We start from the raw sequence: 17,308 nt of genomic DNA on the forward strand, positions 1-17,308 counted from the left end.
AGGAACCTTAAACGGCCTTGCGCTCCTTGATCCGGCGGACCACGAACAGTCCGATCGCGACGGTGACGATCGCCAGGACGGCGTACTGGAAGAACCCGGCGTACCGCTCGACCAGCGGCCAGTTCTCGCCGAGCAGGTAGCCCGCGACGACGAACCCGGTGTTCCAGATCAAGCTGCCCGCCGTGGTGTAGAGCAGGAACCGCCCGAACGGCATCCGTTCGACCCCGGCGGGAACGGAGATGAAGCTCCGGAAGACCGGGATCATCCGGCCGAAGAAGACGGCCTTGCCGCCGTGCCGGGCGAACCAGGCCGCGGTGCGGTCGAAGTCGGCGGCCTTGACCAGTGGGAGCCGGCCGACGAGCCGGCGCGTGCGGTCGTGCCCGAGCCGCAGGCCCAGCAGGTAGACGACGACGGCACCGGCCACGGACCCGAGGGTGGTCCAGAAGAGAGCACCGCCGAGCGTGAAGGCACCCTGCCCGGCGGCGAACCCGGCGAGCGGCAGGACGAGCTCGCTGGGCAGGGGCGGGAAGAGGTTGTCCAGCCCGACGACGAGGGCGGCGCCGGGACCCCCGAGCGACTCCATCAGCCCGACGGCCCACCCGGCCACCCCGGTCGGTTCTCCGGTGGTGGCCGGGACGATGGCGGCGCCCGTCATGAGCCGGCGCAGGCCTTGGTCAGGGCCGCCACCTGGTCCGCCTTCTCCTGCACCCAGGCTGCCGGGGTCTTCACCAGCTCGTCGACCGTCGTCTCGCGCAACGTCGTCGCCAAGCCGTTGATCGCTTCGGCCGCCGTGGTGTTCGCCGCCTTCGCGGCCAGCCCCGTCAGCTCGTCCGCCGCCGCGTGGGCCCGGTCGGCCGCCGCCTGGGGGTTCGTCAGGTCCGGGTTCGCCGTGGCGATCCGGACCGCGTCCGCGCAGACCGCCGCCGTCGAGGCCGCGTTGCCCACCTGGCCGGCCGTCTCGGCCACGCCGCAGCCCGTCAGGGTCAGCAGGAGACCTCCGGCGAGGACCGTTGTCTTGAGGCGCATGGTCATTCCTTTCGGGAGACAGCGGAGGTTCGGAGCAGGCTGGCGGTGACCGCCGTCGCGAGGATGGCGCCGACCACGCCCAGCGAGAGCACCGTCGGGATCTTCCAGACGTCCAGCAGCAGCATCTTCACGCCGACCCAGACCAGCACCAGCGCCAAGCCGAGCTTCAGGTACACGAACCGGTGCATCACGTCGGCGAGCAGGAAGTACATCGCCCGCAGGCCGAGGACCGCGAAGGCGTTCGACGTGAACACCAGGAACGGTTCCTGGGTGACGGCGAAGATCGCCGGGATCGAGTCGACCGCGAAGACGACGTCGGTGACCTCGATCAGCACCAGGACCGCCAGCAGCGGCGTGGCGACCCAGCGGCCGGCCTGCCGGACCAGGAACTTCCCGCCGTGGTCGCCGTCGGTGGACGGGACGAGCCGGCGGAACGCCCGCAGCACCCGGTTCTGCTCGTAGTCGACCGTCTCGTCGCGGTGCAGCGCCATCCGCACGCCGGTGATGACGAGGAAAGCGCCGAAGACGTAGAGGATCCAGGCGAAGCTCGCGATCAGCACCGAGCCCGCGGCGATGAACACCGCCCGGAACACCAGGGCACCCACCACGCCGTAGAACAGGATTCGGTGCTGGTACTCACGGGGGACCGCGAAGTAGCCGAAGATGATCGCGAACACGAAGACGTTGTCGACGGCGAGGGATTTCTCGATGACGTAGCCGGCGAAGTACTGGCCCGCGAACTCCGCGCCCCAGACCCACCAGACCACGGCGCCGAAGGCGAGCCCGAGCACCACCCACGCGCCGGACCAGGCCAGCGCCGACCGGACGCCGACGACGGGTGTCTTGCGGTGGGCGGCCAGGTCGATCGCGAGCATGGCCAGGATGACGCCGAGCACGGCGGCCCAGGCCCAGATCGGGACGGTCACGAGACACTCCTCCGGTTCGGTGACGAACCGGAGGTCTCCCCGGTCACCTGACGGTGACGCCGGCACCGGGCTGCTCAGGGGCAGCCGGATTGACGATGCCGGACCGGGCGGGTACTCCCCTCCGTGACTCCAGAATGACGAACTGGACTTCGTCTGTCAAGTTCGGACGTCTACTGTGGCCGGTATGGCTTCGTGGACGTTCCTCAGCAACCACGCGCACGTCCTGCTGTGCGTGGCCGCGGATCCCGACCGGACGCTGCACGACATCGCCGAGCGGGTGGGCATCACCGAACGCGGGGTGCAGCTGATCCTCGCGGACCTGATCGCGGAGGGCTACCTCGAGCGCGAGCGCGTCGGACGGCGCAACCACTACAAGATCCACCCGGAAGGCCGGCTGCGCCACCCGCTGGAGGCGCACCACCGGGTGGCCGACCTGGTCGCGGCGCTCGGCCTCGATCCCGGCGAACTCCCGGCACCCGACGCGGCGATCACCCGGCGGCGAGGAGCGGCAGGCTGATCGCCTACCCGAGCCGAGCCGGCGGCACGAACCAGGCCGCGGAGTCGCCCGCCACCCCACCGGCCCCGTCGCCGCCGAGCAGCACCGCACCCCAGCCGCCGGGCGCCGCGAACGGCGTGCTCCCGGTGTTGACCACGCACACCAGCCCGCCGTGCCGGAACGCCAGCACCGCGTCGTCGCCGGTGTCGAGCCACTCCACCGGGCCCGGTGTGCCCGACCGCAGCTCCCGCCGGGCGCGGACGGCGCGGCGGTACAGCTGCAGCATCGAGGCCTCGTCCTGCTCCTGCACGTCCACCGCGTAGCGGGCGAACCACGGCGGCTGCGGCAACCACGGCACCCCCGTGCCGAACCCGAACGCCGGGGCGTCCGCCACCCACGGCAGCGGGACCCGGCAGCCGTCGCGGCCCTTCTCCCGGCCTCCGGTGCGGTGGAACACCGGGTCTTGCCGGGCTTCGTCGGGCAGGTCCTGGACCTCCGGCAAGCCGAGTTCTTCGCCCTGGTACAGGAACACCGAGCCGGGCAGGGCCAGCACCAGGAGCAGTGCCGCCCGGGCCCGGCGCTCGCCGAGTTCCGCGTCGACTTCGCCGCGGGGGCGCATCAGGGCCGCGAAGGCGTCGTTGCTCGCCGGGGCGGCCTCGGGGCGGACGATGCCGTAGCGCGTGACCGCCCGGTGGACGTCGTGGTTGGCCAGCGTCCACGCCGCCGGGGCGCCGTGCACCGCGGTGCGGGCCGTGGCGCGTTCGATGGCCCCGCGCAGGGCGCGCGCCTCCCACGGCTGGACGAGCAGGTCGAACGAGAACGCCTGGTGCAGCTCGTCCGGGCGCAGGTAGCGGTCCAGGTCGGCCGGGTCCGGGACCCAGACCTCACCGACCAGCAGCAGGTCGCGCTGGCGGCCGTAGCCGGCGGCGAGGGCGTGCCAGCGCCGGAAGATGTCGTGCACCTCCGGCCGGTTCCAGCTGTAGGCGTTGTAGCCGCCGTCGGCCGGGTCCCAGTCGCGCAGGGCGGCGTCCTTGACCAGGCCGTGGCACACGTCGATGCGGAACCCGTCCACGCCGCGGTCGAACCAGAACCGCAGGACGTCGTCGAAGTAGGCCAGGACTTCCGGGTTGCGCCAGTCGAAGTCCGGCTGCTCGCGGGTGAACAGGTGCAGGTACCACTGCCCGGGCGTGCCGTCGGGTTCGGTGACCCGGGTCCACGCGGGCCCGCCGAAGACCGACTGCCAGTTGTTGGGCGGCTCGTCGCCCCGGCCGTCGCGGAAGACGAACCGCGCACGCTCGGGGGAGCCGGGGCCGGCGGCCAGGGCCGCGGTGAACCAGGGGTGGCGCTCCGAGCAGTGGTTGGGCACCAGGTCCATGAGGATCCGCAGGCCGCGGGCGTGAGCCTCGGCGACCAGGCGGTCGAACGTCTCGAGGCTGCCGTACTCCGGGTTGATGCCGTGGTAGTCGGCGATGTCGTAGCCGTGATCGGCCTGCGGCGAGGGGTAGCAGGGGTTCAGCCAGATCGCGTCGGCGCCGAGCCCGGCGATGTGGCCGAGCCGCCGGATCACCCCGCCGAGGTCACCGACCCCGTCGCCGTCGCTGTCGGCGAAGGAACGGACGTAGAGCTGGTACACCACCGCGTCGTCCCAGAACGAGCGCGGGCGGGAGGAAGTCGAAGACACCTCGGGATCTTCGCACGCGTGCCCCGGCGCGGATGGTTGACTGGAAGCATGCCGGTGGGGACGCACGAGGTCGAGGTGTTCGAGGGGGCCAGGGGGAGGCTGGAGGCCATCGCCTACCGCCTGCTGGGGTCGGCCGGCGACGCCGAGGACGCCGTTCAGGACACGTTCCTGCGCTGGCAGTCCTCGGACCGGGAGCGCATCGAGACGCCCGAAGCGTGGCTGACGAAGGTGCTCACCAACCTCTGCCTCAACCGGCTCACCTCGGCGCGGGCCCGGCGGGAGACCTACGTCGGCCAGTGGCTGCCCGAGCCGGTCTTCGCCGGGGACCGGATGCTCGGTCCCTCCGAGACCGTCGAACAACGTGAATCGGTCTCCATCGCGATGCTCACGCTGATGGAGCGGCTGTCGGCCAAGGAACGGGTCGTGTACGTGCTGCGCGAGGCGTTCGGGTACTCGCACGCCGAGATCGCGGAGGTGCTCGACCTCACCGAGCCGAACTGCCAGCAGATCCACCGGCGGGCCAAGCAGCACCTGGCCGCCGACCGGCGCCGGGTCGAGGTCGACGCCACCGCTGCCCGCAAGATCGTCGAGGAGTTCCTCGCCGCGGCCCTCAGCGGCCGGACCGACGCGCTGGTGAAGCTGCTGGCCGACGACGCGATCCACGCGGGTGACGGTGGTGGCGTGGTCTTCTCGTTGCCGTTGCCGATCACCGGTGCGGTGCGGGTGGCGCGGTTCCTGCGCGGGCTGTTCGAGCCCAACCCGGCCAGGTGGGCGATGATCGGCGGCCGGCCCCTCCTGTTCCCCGGGGTCACCAACGGCGTGCCCGCGTTGGTGCTGGTGGTCGGCGACCGGGTCGCCGCCGTCGTCTCGCTGGAGGTGACCGCCGACGGCATCGCGGCCGTCCACACCCAGGCGAACCCCGGCAAGCTCGAGCGCGCGACGCGCCACTGGGCCACCGGCGACCACGGGGAACCGTTCGCCGACCCCTGGTGACTCAGGTCACACCCCACGGCTGTCAGGTTTCGCGCCGCTGTCCGGTTCAGGGAGCACACACCGACCGGACAGGAGCGAAACCATGAAGCACCGCATCGTCGTCCTCGGAGCCGGCTACGCCGGAGCCAACGCCGCCGGCCGGCTCGCCAAGCGGCTGCACCCCGCCGGCACCGAGATCACCCTCGTCAACGCCGACCCCGAGTTCGTCGAGCGCATCCGCATGCACCAGCTGGCGACCGGCCAGGACCTGAAGCCCCGCCCGCTGGCCGACGTCTTCGCGGGCACCGGGGTGCAGGTGCGGATCGCGCGGGTCACCGCCGTCGACGCCGAACGCAAGACCGTCGCCCTCGCGGGCGGCGACGAAATCGCCTACGACACCCTCGTCTACGCCCTCGGCAGCACCGCCGCCGACAGCGGCGTTCCCGGCGTCGCCGAGCACACCCACCACATCGCGGGCAAGCAGTCCGCGCTGCGGCTGCGGGCGCGGCTGGCCGGGCTCGCCGCGGGCGGCACCGTGCTCGTCGTCGGCGGCGGCCTCACCGGCATCGAAGCCGTCACCGAAATCGCCGAAGCCCGCCCCGACCTCGACGTCGCCCTCGCCGCCCGCGCCGGTCTCGGTGACTGGCTGAACGAGAAGGCGCGCAACCACCTGCGGAAGGCGTTCGACCGGCTCGGCATCACCGTGCACGAAAACACCGCCATCGCCGGCGTCGAGCCGTCCGCCGCGATCACCGCCGACGGCCGCACGATCCCGGCCCGGGTGACCGTCTGGACGGCCGGGTTCGCCGTCCACCCCATCGCCGCGGCCACCACCCTGGAGGTCTCCGCGACGGGGCAGATCGTCGTCGACGACACGATGCGGTCGGTCTCGCACGCGGACGTCTACGCCGTCGGCGACGCCGCGTTCGCCCCGGGCGCGAACGGCCACCCGCTGCGGATGTCCTGCGCCTCGGGCGTTCCCTCGGCTCGCCAGGCAGCCGACGCCATCGCCGCCCGGCTGACCGGACGCCCGCTCCCGGAGAACAAGATCGGCTACACCGCTCAGTGCGTCAGCCTCGGGCGTCGCGACGCCGTCGTGCAGTGGGTGACCCCGGACGACCAGCCGAAACCGTCCGCCCTCACCGGTAAGGCGGCCGCGCGCGTCAAGGAAATCATCTGCAAGAGCGCGGCCTGGAGCATCTCGCACCCGACCTCGATGGCCCCGTCGCGTCGCCGCCACCCGGTCCTGGCCGGAGAACCGGCCACGACGACCGTCTGATACCGCTGGAGAAGGGAGCCACCACCGTGATCCTGCTCACCGGAGCCAACGGCGTCGTGGGACGCCAGGTGCAGAAAATGCTTTCGAACGAGGGTATTCCCGTCACCGCCGTCACCCGCGGCCTCGACGAGGCCGCGCAATCCGGAAACGGGAAAGTCGTCCGGGGCGACCTGTTCGATCCACAGTGGATCGAGGCCGCGCTGGAGGGGGTCGAAGCCGTGCAGATCAGCCCGCGCGCCACCGGCCCCGGCCTCGGCGAGCTGCTGAAGCTGGCCGTCAAGCAAGGGGTGCGGCGCGTGGTACTCCTGTCGGCCACCACTGTGGAGCACCCCGCGGGGGAAGCCCGCTTCGCCGCTCAGTTCCGGGCCGCCGAGGACCTCGTCACCCGCTCCGGTCTGGAGTGGACGGTCCTGCGCCTGGCCGACTTCGCCGCCAACGCGCTGGCCTGGGTGCCGCAGCTCAAGGCGGGCGACGTGGTGCGCGGCGCGTACGGCCGGGCCGCCAGCTCGCCGATCCACGAAGCCGACATCGCCGCGGTCGCCGTCCGAGCTCTGCGCGGCACCACCCCGGCGGAGTCGGTGTACACCCTGACCGGGCCGCAGTCGCTGGACCAGCACGAGAAGGTGCGGCTGATCGGGGCCGCCACCGGGCGGGCACTGTCCTTTCAGGAACTGCCGCCCGAGCAGGTGCGCCACGGCATGCTCGCGCAGGGACTACCCGACGAGGTCCCCGCCCGCCTGCTCGGTTCCCTGGCCGACTACAGCGAGCGCCCCGGTCCCACGACCGGCACCGTGGAAGAACTCCTGGGCCGGCCCGCGCTCACCTTCGCCGAGTGGGCGCGCGACAACGCCGCCGCCTTCGGCCGCTGAGCCCGAACCGAGAAGCCGCACCGGGGACTGCCCCCGCTGCGGCTTCTCCGTCCGTGCGAACCCGGTTCAGCCGCCCACGGGCAGGCCCGCCCACGCTTCGGTCAGGCTCAGCGGACGCATCGACAGTGTGTACTCGTACGTGGTGTCCGCCGCCACCTGGCTCTTCTCCCGCACCGGGTTCGGCGTGTCACCGACGCCGGTGGCCGCGTGGTCGGCGTGCAGCGTGAACCAGCCGGGGTTCCGCTGCAGCTGGAACGGGTAGGCCGCCCGGTCCAGGTCGTCGTACGGCGTGACGCTGACGTCCTGCACCCCGCTGACCAGCAGCCCCGACAGCCGGCCGTCGGTCAGCAGCGCCCAGCGGGTGTCGGTGTGGTTGCCGTGGTCCTGCGGGCGGTGGTAGTCCACGTACTGCTCGTCCACAGTGGACCTGTTCACCGCGATCGGCGTGCCGTCCCTGCGGTCGGCGTAGCTCTCGGCGGTCCGGCCGTACCACGCGAACTGCTTGAAGCTGTCCGGGACACCCAGCGACACCCCGATGCGCGGCAGGTAGTTCAGGGTGCGCACGGTGCCCTGCGGCGTTACCTTGTGGCCGAGGCGCAGCACGCCCGCCGAGTCCACCGTGTAGGTCATGGTCTGGTCGAACCAGGCGCCGGCCACGTCCGGTGCGGCCACCCGGCTGTCCACCACGACGCTGACGCTGCCGCCCGCGCGTTCCACGCGGACTCCGGAGACGGTGGTCCGCAGGCGGTCGAGCCCCAGCTTGCGCCAGTCTTCGCCCTCGGCCCGGCCCCAGGCGAACGTCTCGTTGCTGATCGGGGCGCGCCAGGCGTCGAGCTTCGGCCCGCTCGCCAGCAGTTCCCGGCCCCACGACTGCATCGACGACAGCGTCCCGGTGCGCTTGTCCACCCGGTAGGCGACCGGGCCGGCCTGGGCGGTGACCGCGTCCGCGGTCTCCCGCGCCGTCACCAGGCCCCAGTCGAGCGGGGCCCGGTCGAGGCCGGGCACCCGCGTGCCGCCGAGCGAGAACTGGTCGTGCGCCAGGACGTGCCCCGCGGGCAGCATCGGCCGCGTCGACTTGACGACCGCCTCGACCGTGAGGAAGCGCTCGCGCTCACCAGCCTTGACCGGCAAGGGGATCCGGCCGGTGGTGGCCGCCGCGACGCGCAGGTGCTGCTCACCGCCCTTGATCGTCTTCGAGCCTTCGGTGACGCGCCACCTGAGGTCGACGTCGCCGGTGTCGCTGAACTGGCGTTCGTTCGTCACCGACAGCACGCCGTCGGCGTAGGCGAACCGCAGCGGCTGGTGCGCCCACGCCAGCTGCGTGGTTTCCGGCTGCGGCTTGCGGTCCGAGCCGATCAGTCCGTCCACTCCGGACAGGCTGGAGCCGTAGGACAGGTACGTGCCCCGCTCGGTCACGCTGTCGAAGTCCAGCGCCAGCAGCGCGCCCGGCGCCGGCGCCGGACCGGCGAGCTCCGCCGCGGTGAGCGCGCGGTCGTGGATGCGGACGTCGTCCACCACGCCCCGGGCCAGCAAGCCGATGGTCGAGGGGTCGTTCCACGACGTCTCGAAGTCGCGCCCGATGTTCACCTCGGCCGACGAGGTGTCGATCCGGCCGCTGAACGCCTTCTGCGCGACCTCCCGGCCGTCGATGTACAGCCGGAGCGTGGCGCCGTCGTAGGTGCCGCTGACGCGGTGCCAGTTGCCGGAGAAGTCCGCGGGCACCGGCGCCTGCACCGGGATCCACGTACCACTGTGGACGAAGAACTCGAGGGTCGTCTCGTTCTTCATCTTCAGGGAGTACTGGTGGTCGCCCTTGGTGATGATCGGGAACTCGCCCGTCCACTTGCCCGGCTTCACCCACGCGTCCAGCGTCAGCGCCGTCCCGGTGAGGTCCAGCCTGCGGTCGCGGTAGACCTCGGCGAAGTCGTCCAGGCCGGACAGTTCCAGGGCCTTCCCGCGGTGGCCGTCGACGAGTTTCGCCGCGCCGGAGAGGTGGGTGGAAATGCCGTGCCCGGAGACGTCCGGGACCGTGCGGACCGGCTGCCGGATGTTCTGCTCGGCCCAGTCCCAGATGAACCCGCCCTGGGTCTGCGGGTTGGCGCGGATGATGTCCCAGAACTCGCGGAAGTTGCCGAGGCTGTTGCCCATCGCGTGCGCGTACTCGCCGAAGATCAGCGGTTTGGTGGTCTTCTTCGCCTGGTCGGCGAACTTCTCCGGCGACGGGTACCGCGGGCCCCAGACGTCCGCGAAGGGGGCGTCGCCGTCGGGGTTGTTGGACTGGTGGTAGATCGGGCGCGTCGGATCGTGGGCCCGCAGCCAGTCCGCCATCGCGTAGTGGTGAGCGCCCAGGCCGGCTTCGTTGCCGGTGTCCCACAGGAAGACGCTCGGGTGGTTCTTGTCGCGTTCCACCATGCCGATCAGCCGGTCGAGGAACGCGTCACGCCACTCGGGCTGGTTCGCCTGGCACCAGGTGGCGCAGTTCTCGTGGTTGTGCGTCTCGATGTCGACCTCGTCGTCGATCCAGAGGCCGTGCTCGTCCGCCAGCCGGTAGAAGTACGGGTCGGACGGGTAGTGCGACGTGCGGACGGCGTTGACGTTGAGCTGCTCCATCAGCGCCACGTCGCGTTCCTGCGCCGTGCGCGGCACGTGCCGGCCGTGATCGGGGTCGGTTTCGGCGCGGTTGACGCCCTTGAACAGCACGCGCTTGCCGTTGACCAGCAGCTGCTTGTCGCGGATCTCGAGCTCGCGGAAGCCGGTGGTTTCGCGGGTGATGTGCGTGGTCTTGCCGTCCGGGCCGGTGAGGGTCAGCACGGCCGTGTACAGGTTCGGCGTCTCGTCGGTCCACTTGGCGGGGTTCCGCACCGGCAGGGTGAGGGTGACCGCGGCGCCGGTGTCACTCACCTCGACGTCCTGGCTGGTGGCACCGACCTCCTTGCCGGCGGCGTCGCGGAGGCTGAGCCCGACGGTGTGCTTCCCGGTGGTGCCACCCGGTTTGTGCGCGACCTCGACGGCGGCGGAGAGGACGGCGTCGGTGTAGGCCGCGTCGAGGTCGGTCCGCAGCGTGACGTCCCGGACGCTCGTGGCGGGGGTCGAGGTGAGGGTCACGGACCGGAAGATGCCGGCGTAGCGCCACTGGTCGTAGTCCTCGAGGTAGGCGCCCGCGCTCCAGCGGTGCACCTGCACGGCGAGCCGGTTGCGGCCAGGTTTCAGCGCGGCGGAGATGTCGAATTCCGCGGGGGTGTAGCCGCCCTGGTCGTAGCCGATGTACCGGCCGTTGACCCAGACGAAGTAGGCCGAGGTCACGCCGTCGAAGCGCAGGGAGGTGTGCCGCCGGGCCCAGTCCGCGGGCAGGTCGAAGTCGCGGGTGTAGGCCGCGGTCGGGTTGACGTCCCGGGGCACCTTCGGCGGTGCGTCCGGCTGGATTTCGGTGGCGATGTTGCGGAAGACGGGGTGGTCGAGGCCGTCGGTCTGCCAGGTGTGCGGCACGGAGACTTCGCGCCACCCGGACGTGTCGTACCCGGCGGCGTGGAAGCCCGCGGGCACCTGGGCGGGGTTGTCCGCCATGGCGATCCGCCACTTGCCGTCGAGCGTCTTGGTGAACGGCGTCTGTTCCCGTCCCCGGACGGCGGACTCGACGTCGGCGTGCGGAGCGAGGAACGCGTGCGGCGGCTCCTGGCCTTCGCCGACTTTCCGCGGGTCTTCGAGGTAGGCGTAGACGTCGTCGACAGCAGCGTTGCCCTGGCTCGTGGGCACCAGGGTCCCCGCGAGAGCCAACAGAACCACACTCAGAGTGCGCAGCCGCACGGGAAGAACCTCCATGTTCCGACAAGACCCGGGCAGAACCCAACAAAATGGAACAGGATGCGCCGGAGGAGGTCAATAGGACATTTGGTGCGGAACAGGGCGCTTCAGGAGGTGGCTGCGGGCAAGGGGACTTCGGCGGTGACGCCGTCGGGCCAGGTGAGGGTGACCTGGCCGCCGTCCGCGGCGACCGCCAGGGACGGGTCGGCGTCATCCGGGCCGCCGCGGTCCAGGACCACGACCGCGGCGAACACGGCTCCCGGCTCCGGCGGCCCGTCGGTCGCGACGAAGGGGGTCGCGGTCCACTCGCCCAGGGGCGAGACGCCGGACTCGACCGCCACGTCCGCCGTGGTGAAGCCGCGCAGCGGCCGCACCTGCGACCGCAGCTCCGGGGTCCGTGCCGAGGCCGTCCCGGTTTCCGGCGGCGTGTCGCCCGAGACCGGCCATCCGCTCAGCCGCAGCGCGGTGAACGAGTCATGCACTGCATCCGGGTGCGGACGGACCGGATCGTCGACGTCGTCGAGGCGCGCGAGGCGCACCTCCACGCCCCGCCGCACCACGGAAGCCACCGTCAGGACCGGCCCCGGCACCACCGGCCCGCCGCGGCCGGAGCCGTGGTCGGGGGAGTCGTCGCCGGACGTGTCCACCCAGCGGACCCGGCCCTGGGACGCGGCCGCCAGCACCCCGCCCGGCAGCTCGATCGCGTAGCACGTCGAGAACCCCGCCCGGTGGCTCGCGCGGCCGTCCGCGTCCAGCACGACCACCGTGTTGTCGGGGACGGCGGAACCGAGCGGGGGGACCGTCGCCGTCGAATAACCGAGCCGGGCGTAGAGCGGCGCGTCGGCGCGCTGGTCCTCCGGGTGCGCGTGGTCCGTGCCGTGGTTGACCACCAGGGCGATGCCGTCGCGACGCCGTCCCGAAACCAGCCACCCCGGCGCGGGGACGACGCGGGCGACGTCCCCCGTCTCGATCGGCAGTGGCTCCTCGACGTCCGTCCACACGGGATGGTGGGCGGGCAGGGCCAGTCCCAGCAAGCCTTTGGCGGCCCAGTACGGCGATCCGGGCCCGGAATACGCCTGGCGCATCGCGGGCCAGGCGTGGTGCCAGCCGAGGTCCAGCAGGCCGTCGGGCGCGCCGCGGTCGGCGAAGTGCCGGACCATCCCGCCGGCCACCCGCCGGGTCAGGCCCGGGGACAGCCCGGACGTCCCGGTGAGGGCGCCGACCCAGAACGGTGCCGCGGCCGCGAACCGGTAGACCAGGCTGCGGCCCTGCAGCAGCGGTGAGCCGTCGCTGCCCACCAGCCGCACGGCGTCGTCGAGGTAGCCCCGGAGGTCCGCGCCCCACTGGTGCCGCAGCGAGCCGGGGCACAGGGTGCCGGTGACGTCGAACAGGTGCGTCCACAGCAGCGGGTACAGGTGCAGGGCCCAGCCCGTGTAGTGGTCGTAGGCGCGCTCGTCGCCGTCGCTGAGCCAGCCGCCCGGCCGCCGCAGCGACGCGTGCACGGCGAGGTCCTCCTCGACATCCGCCGCCGACCACGGCCCGCCCGCCTCGCGCAGGAACGACTCCACGACGATCCGGAACCAGACCCAGTTGATCGGCGGGTAGGGTTGCCCGATCACCGTCGCGAGCCAGGCGACGACCCGGTCGCGGACGGCGTCGTCGAGCCGGTCCCACAGCCAGGGCCGGGTCAGCTGCAGCACCAGCGCGATCGACGCGGCCTCCACTTTGGACTGACCGAGCTCGTCGGGGCGCGGCCACGCCTCGGGTGACGCCGGATCGGTCCCGGCGGCCAGCCCGCGCGCGTAGTGCTCCAGCAGACCGGCCGGATCCGCGCCGCCCTCCCCGGCGACGCGGAAGCCCGCGATGAGGAACGTCCGGGCGAACCCTTCGAGGCCGTCCGAGACGCGCCCGTTGCGGCTGGCCGGCCCGGGCAGGTCGATCCGGGCACCCGCCGGCGAGCGGTGCTTCCCGGCCGCCGCGAGCAGCCGGTCCGCGTACGCCGCCCAGTGCGCGCGGGTCCAGCCGGTGTACGGCGACAGCCGCCGGTCCTCGACGGCGGTCATGCCTGCACGGCCAGGGAATGCCGGGTCACCGGGGCCCGGGGCGGCAGGCCCGCGGCGTAGCGCTCGAGCTCGCCGAGCGCCTCGGCGCTCATCCGGCGGGTCTCCGAACCGAGCGAGCCCGCCACGTGCGGTGTCAGCACCACGTTGGGCAGGTCGTAGAGCGGGGACCCGGCGGGCAGCGGCTCGGGCTCGGTGACGTCCAGGACGGCGTGCAGGCCGTCGGCGGCGCAGGCGTGCTCGAGGGCCGCGGTGTCGACGAGGGCGCCGCGTGCGGTGTTGATCAGCACCGCGCCGGGCGGCAGGGCAGCCAGCTCGGCGGCGCCGATCATGTGCCGCGTTTCCGGCAGCGAGGGTGCGTGCAGGCTCAGCACGTCCGCTTGGGGCAGGGCTTCCGCCAGCGGTGCGGGTTCGGCCCCGGCCGCGCGGATCTCGCTCGCGTCGGCCACCGGGTCGACGACGAGCACCCGGGCCAGGTCCAGCAGCCGCAGCAGCGCGGCGACCCGGCGGCCGACGCGGGAGAAGCCGACCAGCACCACCGTCCGGTCGCGGCCGGACAGCTCGCCCCGCTGGTCGCGGTAGCTCCAGTCCTCGCGGAACTTCCGGGCGTCGGCGGCCAGGAACGGCACCTTCTTGAACGCCCACAGGATCGCGCCCAGGGTGTACTGGGCGACCGGCTCGGCGTTGGCGTCGGCGGCGGTGGTGACCAGCAGGCCGCGGTCGAACACCGCCGCGCCGACGTGGTCGCGGACGCTGCCGGCCGCGTGCAGCACCGCCCGCAGGTGCGGCGCGGCCCGCAGGACCGCGTCGTCGAGCGGGGGACAGCCCCACGACGTGATCAGCACCTCCACCTCGGCCAGCCGCGCGCGCACCGGCGCCGAGGCGAGTTCGTCGGTGCACAGCGGCTCACCGAGCCGGGCGGTGGCGCGCAGCCGGGCCAGTTCGGCGGCGCCGAACTGCAGTTCCCTCGTGTCCCGCGCCATCACCAGCAGGGTCTCCGGGCGGCGGGTCACTTGACGCTGCCCGCCGCCAGCCCGGACCGCCATTGCCGGTGCAGCAGGACGAACGCCACGACCAGTGGCAGCACGGCCAGCAGGGAGCCGGTGATGACGAGCGGGTTGTACTGCGGGAACTGGGTGACGCGCGTGCTCCACTGGTACAGGCCGAGGCTCATCGGGAACAGCTTCGGGTCGGTGAGCATCACCAGCGGCAGGAAGAAGTTGTTCCAGATCCCGACGAACTGGAACAGGAAGATGGTGACCAGGCCGGGCCGCATCATCGGCAGCGCGATGGTGAAGAACGTCCGCAGCTCGCCCGCGCCGTCGGTCCGGGCCGCTTCGAGCACCTCGCCGGGCACCGCGGCTTCGGCGTAGACACGGGCGAGGTAGACGCCGAAGGGGTTGGTGAGCAGGGGGATGAACACCGCCCAGAACGTGCCGACCACCTGCAGCTGCGAGGCCAGCAGGTACAGCGGCAGGGCCAGTGCGGTGGTCGGCACGAGGACCCCGGTCAGCGTCACCGCGAACAGCGCGCGGCGGCCCGGGAAGTCGAGCTTCGCGATCGCGTACCCGCAGGCGGCGCAGATCAGCGAGCCGAGCACCGCGCCGAGGCCGGCGTAGAGCAGCGAGTTGCGGATCCAGGCGAGGAAGACCCCGTTCTCCTGGGTGAACAGGGCGCCGATGTTGCTGCCGAGGTTCCACTGCCCGAACTCGAACGCGCCGGTCGTGGAGAAGTCGCCGACGGACTTGGTGGCCGAGGTGACCAGCCAGACCAGCGGCAGGACCGCGTACAGGGCGGCCAGCACCAGCAGGACGTGCACGACCGTGCGTGACGTCCACCGCGAACCTGCTTTCCGGGGGTTCCGGGTGGCCGAGCCCCCGGCCCGAGGCGAAGCCTCGGATGTCGCAGCGGCGGGGGACAGGGTCACCGGGACCTCCGGGCGGACAGGCGCATGACCAGCGCCGAGAGCAGGGCGGAAACGACGGCCAGCAGCACGGACGCGGCGGCGGCGCGGCCGTAGTCGTTGGCGATGAACGCGGCCTCGTACACGTAGAGGCTCGGGGACCAGGTGCTCGTCACCGAGCCGGTGAACCCGCGCAGCACCAGGGGTTCGGTGAACAGCTGCAGAGACCCGATGACGGTGAACACGAGGGCGACGAACAGGGTCGGCCGGATCATCGGGACCTTGACCGACCACGCCGTCCGGAAGCCCCCGGCGCCGTCGGCGCGCGCGGCTTCGAGGACGTCACGGGGGACGGCCTGCAGCGCCGTGTAGAAGATGATCATGTTGTAGCCGACCCACTGCCAGGTCGCGATGTTCACGATCGAGGGCAGGATGCCGGTCTTGCCCAGCGGGTCGAACGGCAGCAGCGCGGTCAGCCCCGAGTTCGGGCTGTAGAGGTAGGCCCAGATGAGCCCGGTGATCACGGTCGGCACCGCGTAGGGCAGGAAGACCGCCAGTGACCAGACCCGCTTGAGGCGCACGACGGCGGAGTCGATGAGCAGGGCGAGCAGGAGGGCCAGGCCGAGCATGATCGGGATGTGGACCACGACGAACAGCGCCACGTTGCCGAGGCTGGCGTGGAACGCGCTGTCGGTGACGACATCGGCGTAGTTGCCGAGCGCGACGAACGCCTGCCGCGGGCCGGAGAAACCCAAGCCGGACAAGCGATCGGTGAACAAGCTCAGGTAGAGCGCGTACCCGATCGGGACGAGCACGGTGGCCGTCAGCAGGATCGCGAACGGCGCCGCCAGCACGAGACCGGCGCGGCCGCGGCCACGGCGGCCCTGCGCCGTGGCACCGGGGCGGGCGGGCGCCGGCACGCTCGCGGCGCGTTCGGGGGTGAGGACGGTCATCAGGCTTTCCCTTCCAGCACGGTCAATCCCCGCTCGCGCAGCTCGGCGACGGCGCCGGCCTGCGTCTGCCGGACGGCGGCGGCCAGGGTCGTGCCGCCGGTCTTCACCCCGCTCATGCGGTCGACGACGGTGGAGAAGATCCGCAGGGCGTTGGGGCCCCACGTCCAGTCCGGGACGCGCCGGGCGGCTTCGTCGAGCACGTCGTACACCGGGGCGCCCAGGAAGTACCCGCCCTTGTAGGCCTGCCGGGCGACGTCCCGGCTCGGCAGGTAGCTGGGGAAGGGCGTGGTGAACGTCGTGCCGATCTTCGCGACGGCGGGGTCGGTGCTCAGCCAGCGCAGGAACTTCACGGCGGCCTCGGGCACCTCGCTTTCGGCGGAGACGGCGAACGCGCTGCCGCCCTGCACGCCGTTGGCCGGGACGCCGTCCCAGGTCGGCATCGTGGTGACCGCCCACCGGTCCTTGTCCTTCGGGATGGACTTCACCAGCGAGCCGACGCTCCAGGAAGCGCCGAGCAGGCCCCAGAGCCGGCCGGTGTGCATCGCCCCGATCCAGTCCTGGTCCCCGGTCGGGGCCGTGGCGACCAGGCCGTCGCGGATCATGCCCTGCCAGTAGTCGGCGGTGCGGAGCGTGCCTTCGCCGCTGATGTTCACCCGCCACGACCCGCCGTCGACCCGCCACCACGGATCGCCCGCCTGCCAGCACATCCCGGCGAAGAAGGAGCCGTCGTTGAGCGGGAACGTCGTCACGCGCGCCGCCGGGTCGGCCTTCTTCACCGCCTGCGCGGCGGTGCGGAACTCGTCCCACGTGCGCGGCACCGCGATCCCGTGCCGGTCGAACAGGTCCTTGCGGTAGTAGAGCACCATCGGGGCGAGGTCCATCGGCACCGCCCAGGTGCGGCCGCCGGGCCGCACGCCCTGCCAGGCCGCGGGGGAGTAGCCGCGCTCCAGGTCCGCGAGGTCGTCGGTGAGGTCCCGCAGGCCGCCCGTGGTGAGCAGCTGCGGCAGGCCCTGGTACTCGGCGTGCAGGATGTCCGGGGCGTTGTGGGCGCGCAACGCGTTGGTCTGCTGGGCGTAGCCGCCCTTCAGGCCGGCCGCGATCACGTTGAGCTCCACCGTGATGTCCGGGTGCGCCGCGTTGAACCCGGCGACGTACTTGTCCATGCCGGTGAGCCAGGACCAGATGCGCACCCGCGTGGCACCGGAGGCCGTGGTCGTCGACGACGCGCAGCCGCCGATCAGGCCGCCGGCCGCGAGGGCGGCCGTGGCCGAGAGGAACGTCCGGCGGTTGAGGCCCGCCGATTCCGGAAGCGTCATTGCTCCTCCGTCGAAGTGATGGCTGT

The 17,308-nt window shown here is 72.3% G+C and carries 14 protein-coding genes; 4 read left to right on the top strand and 10 right to left on the bottom strand.

Translation table 11 applies throughout. The features are described from left to right. Nucleotides 1-7: 7 nt before the first annotated feature. Genes QRY02_RS05655 through QRY02_RS05665 form a run of 3 tightly spaced genes read right to left on the bottom strand, consistent with a single transcriptional unit; the run spans nucleotide 8 to nucleotide 1,952 of the window. On the bottom strand, nucleotides 8-655 hold the full coding sequence (locus QRY02_RS05655; RefSeq protein ID WP_285990431.1) for a DedA family protein: 648 nt from the start codon (nucleotides 653-655) through the stop codon (nucleotides 8-10). Continuing rightward, a complete protein-coding gene (locus tag QRY02_RS05660; RefSeq protein WP_285990432.1) occupies nucleotides 652-1,026 on the bottom strand; it encodes a bacteriophage spanin2 family protein in 375 nt (124 codons plus the stop codon). Before QRY02_RS05660 ends, QRY02_RS05655 begins: the two co-directional genes overlap by 4 nt. A 2-nt stretch (nucleotides 1,027-1,028) precedes the next feature. Continuing rightward, complete coding sequence (locus QRY02_RS05665) at nucleotides 1,029-1,952, bottom strand: TerC family protein (protein WP_285990433.1); 924 nt, start codon at nucleotides 1,950-1,952, stop codon at nucleotides 1,029-1,031. A 184-nt stretch (nucleotides 1,953-2,136) separates the two neighbouring features. On the opposite strand from QRY02_RS05665, the gene QRY02_RS05670 reads away from it, so the two are divergent. Continuing rightward, on the top strand, nucleotides 2,137-2,469 hold the full coding sequence (locus QRY02_RS05670; protein ID WP_285990434.1) for a helix-turn-helix transcriptional regulator: 333 nt from the start codon (nucleotides 2,137-2,139) through the stop codon (nucleotides 2,467-2,469). A gap of 4 nt (nucleotides 2,470-2,473) precedes the next feature. On the opposite strand, the gene QRY02_RS05675 is transcribed toward QRY02_RS05670, so the two are convergent. Further along, nucleotides 2,474-4,129, bottom strand: a complete 1,656-nt coding sequence (locus QRY02_RS05675; RefSeq protein ID WP_285990435.1) for a glycoside hydrolase family 13 protein — start codon at nucleotides 4,127-4,129, stop codon at nucleotides 2,474-2,476. 48 nt (nucleotides 4,130-4,177) lie between these two features. Here QRY02_RS05675 and sigJ point away from each other — a divergent pair, with 48 nt between their 5' ends. From sigJ to QRY02_RS05690, 3 genes are all read left to right on the top strand, one after another. Further along, a complete protein-coding gene (sigJ, locus tag QRY02_RS05680; protein WP_285990436.1) occupies nucleotides 4,178-5,122 on the top strand; it encodes an RNA polymerase sigma factor SigJ in 945 nt (314 codons plus the stop codon). Between the two features lie 82 nt (nucleotides 5,123-5,204). Then, on the top strand, nucleotides 5,205-6,380 hold the full coding sequence (locus tag QRY02_RS05685; RefSeq protein WP_285990437.1) for an NAD(P)/FAD-dependent oxidoreductase: 1,176 nt from the start codon (nucleotides 5,205-5,207) through the stop codon (nucleotides 6,378-6,380). Between the two features lie 26 nt (nucleotides 6,381-6,406). Further along, entirely contained in the window at nucleotides 6,407-7,249 is an 843-nt protein-coding gene (locus QRY02_RS05690) for an NAD(P)H-binding protein (protein WP_285990438.1), read from the top strand. A gap of 66 nt (nucleotides 7,250-7,315) precedes the next feature. Here QRY02_RS05690 and QRY02_RS05695 read toward each other — a convergent pair whose 3' ends face one another. From QRY02_RS05695 to QRY02_RS05720, 6 genes are all read right to left on the bottom strand, one after another. Continuing rightward, nucleotides 7,316-11,032 (bottom strand): glycoside hydrolase family 2 TIM barrel-domain containing protein, encoded by a 3,717-nt coding sequence (locus QRY02_RS05695; RefSeq protein WP_285990439.1) that lies wholly within the window; start codon nucleotides 11,030-11,032, stop codon nucleotides 7,316-7,318. A 125-nt stretch (nucleotides 11,033-11,157) separates the two neighbouring features. Beyond that, nucleotides 11,158-13,113: a DUF2264 domain-containing protein gene (locus tag QRY02_RS05700; RefSeq protein WP_285990440.1), complete on the bottom strand. Its 1,956-nt coding sequence runs from the start codon at nucleotides 13,111-13,113 to the stop codon at nucleotides 11,158-11,160. Next, nucleotides 13,110-14,123: a hydroxyacid dehydrogenase gene (locus tag QRY02_RS05705; protein WP_285990441.1), complete on the bottom strand. Its 1,014-nt coding sequence runs from the start codon at nucleotides 14,121-14,123 to the stop codon at nucleotides 13,110-13,112. Before QRY02_RS05705 ends, QRY02_RS05700 begins: the two co-directional genes overlap by 4 nt. Further along, nucleotides 14,120-14,929 (bottom strand): carbohydrate ABC transporter permease, encoded by an 810-nt coding sequence (locus QRY02_RS05710; RefSeq protein ID WP_285990442.1) that lies wholly within the window; start codon nucleotides 14,927-14,929, stop codon nucleotides 14,120-14,122. The genes QRY02_RS05705 and QRY02_RS05710 overlap by 4 nt, the downstream gene beginning before the upstream one ends. Nucleotides 14,930-15,033: 104 nt before the next feature. Continuing rightward, complete coding sequence (locus QRY02_RS05715; RefSeq protein WP_285990443.1) at nucleotides 15,034-15,966, bottom strand: carbohydrate ABC transporter permease; 933 nt, start codon at nucleotides 15,964-15,966, stop codon at nucleotides 15,034-15,036. Further along, a complete protein-coding gene (locus QRY02_RS05720) occupies nucleotides 15,966-17,282 on the bottom strand; it encodes an ABC transporter substrate-binding protein (RefSeq protein WP_285990444.1) in 1,317 nt (438 codons plus the stop codon). The genes QRY02_RS05715 and QRY02_RS05720 overlap by 1 nt, the downstream gene beginning before the upstream one ends. Nucleotides 17,283-17,308 lie beyond the last annotated feature (26 nt).

The organism is Amycolatopsis sp. DG1A-15b (assembly GCF_030285645.1).
In the GTDB taxonomy this organism is placed as follows: domain Bacteria; phylum Actinomycetota; class Actinomycetes; order Mycobacteriales; family Pseudonocardiaceae; genus Amycolatopsis.

Bases quoted from the DNA above. Each gene is read 5' to 3' on its own strand.
- QRY02_RS05670 (WP_285990434.1), top strand. From the start codon at position 2,137: ATGGCTTCGTGGACGTTCCTCAGCAACCACGCGCACGTCCTGCTGTGC.
- QRY02_RS05660 (WP_285990432.1), bottom strand. From the start codon at position 1,026: ATGCGCCTCAAGACAACGGTCCTCGCCGGAGGTCTCCTGCTGACCCTG.
- QRY02_RS05715 (WP_285990443.1), bottom strand. From the start codon at position 15,966: ATGACCGTCCTCACCCCCGAACGCGCCGCGAGCGTGCCGGCGCCCGCC.
- QRY02_RS05700 (WP_285990440.1), bottom strand. From the start codon at position 13,113: ATGACCGCCGTCGAGGACCGGCGGCTGTCGCCGTACACCGGCTGGACC.
- QRY02_RS05685 (WP_285990437.1), top strand. From the start codon at position 5,205: ATGAAGCACCGCATCGTCGTCCTCGGAGCCGGCTACGCCGGAGCCAAC.
- QRY02_RS05720 (WP_285990444.1), bottom strand. From the start codon at position 17,282: ATGACGCTTCCGGAATCGGCGGGCCTCAACCGCCGGACGTTCCTCTCG.
- sigJ (WP_285990436.1), top strand. From the start codon at position 4,178: ATGCCGGTGGGGACGCACGAGGTCGAGGTGTTCGAGGGGGCCAGGGGG.
- QRY02_RS05655 (WP_285990431.1), bottom strand. From the start codon at position 655: ATGACGGGCGCCGCCATCGTCCCGGCCACCACCGGAGAACCGACCGGG.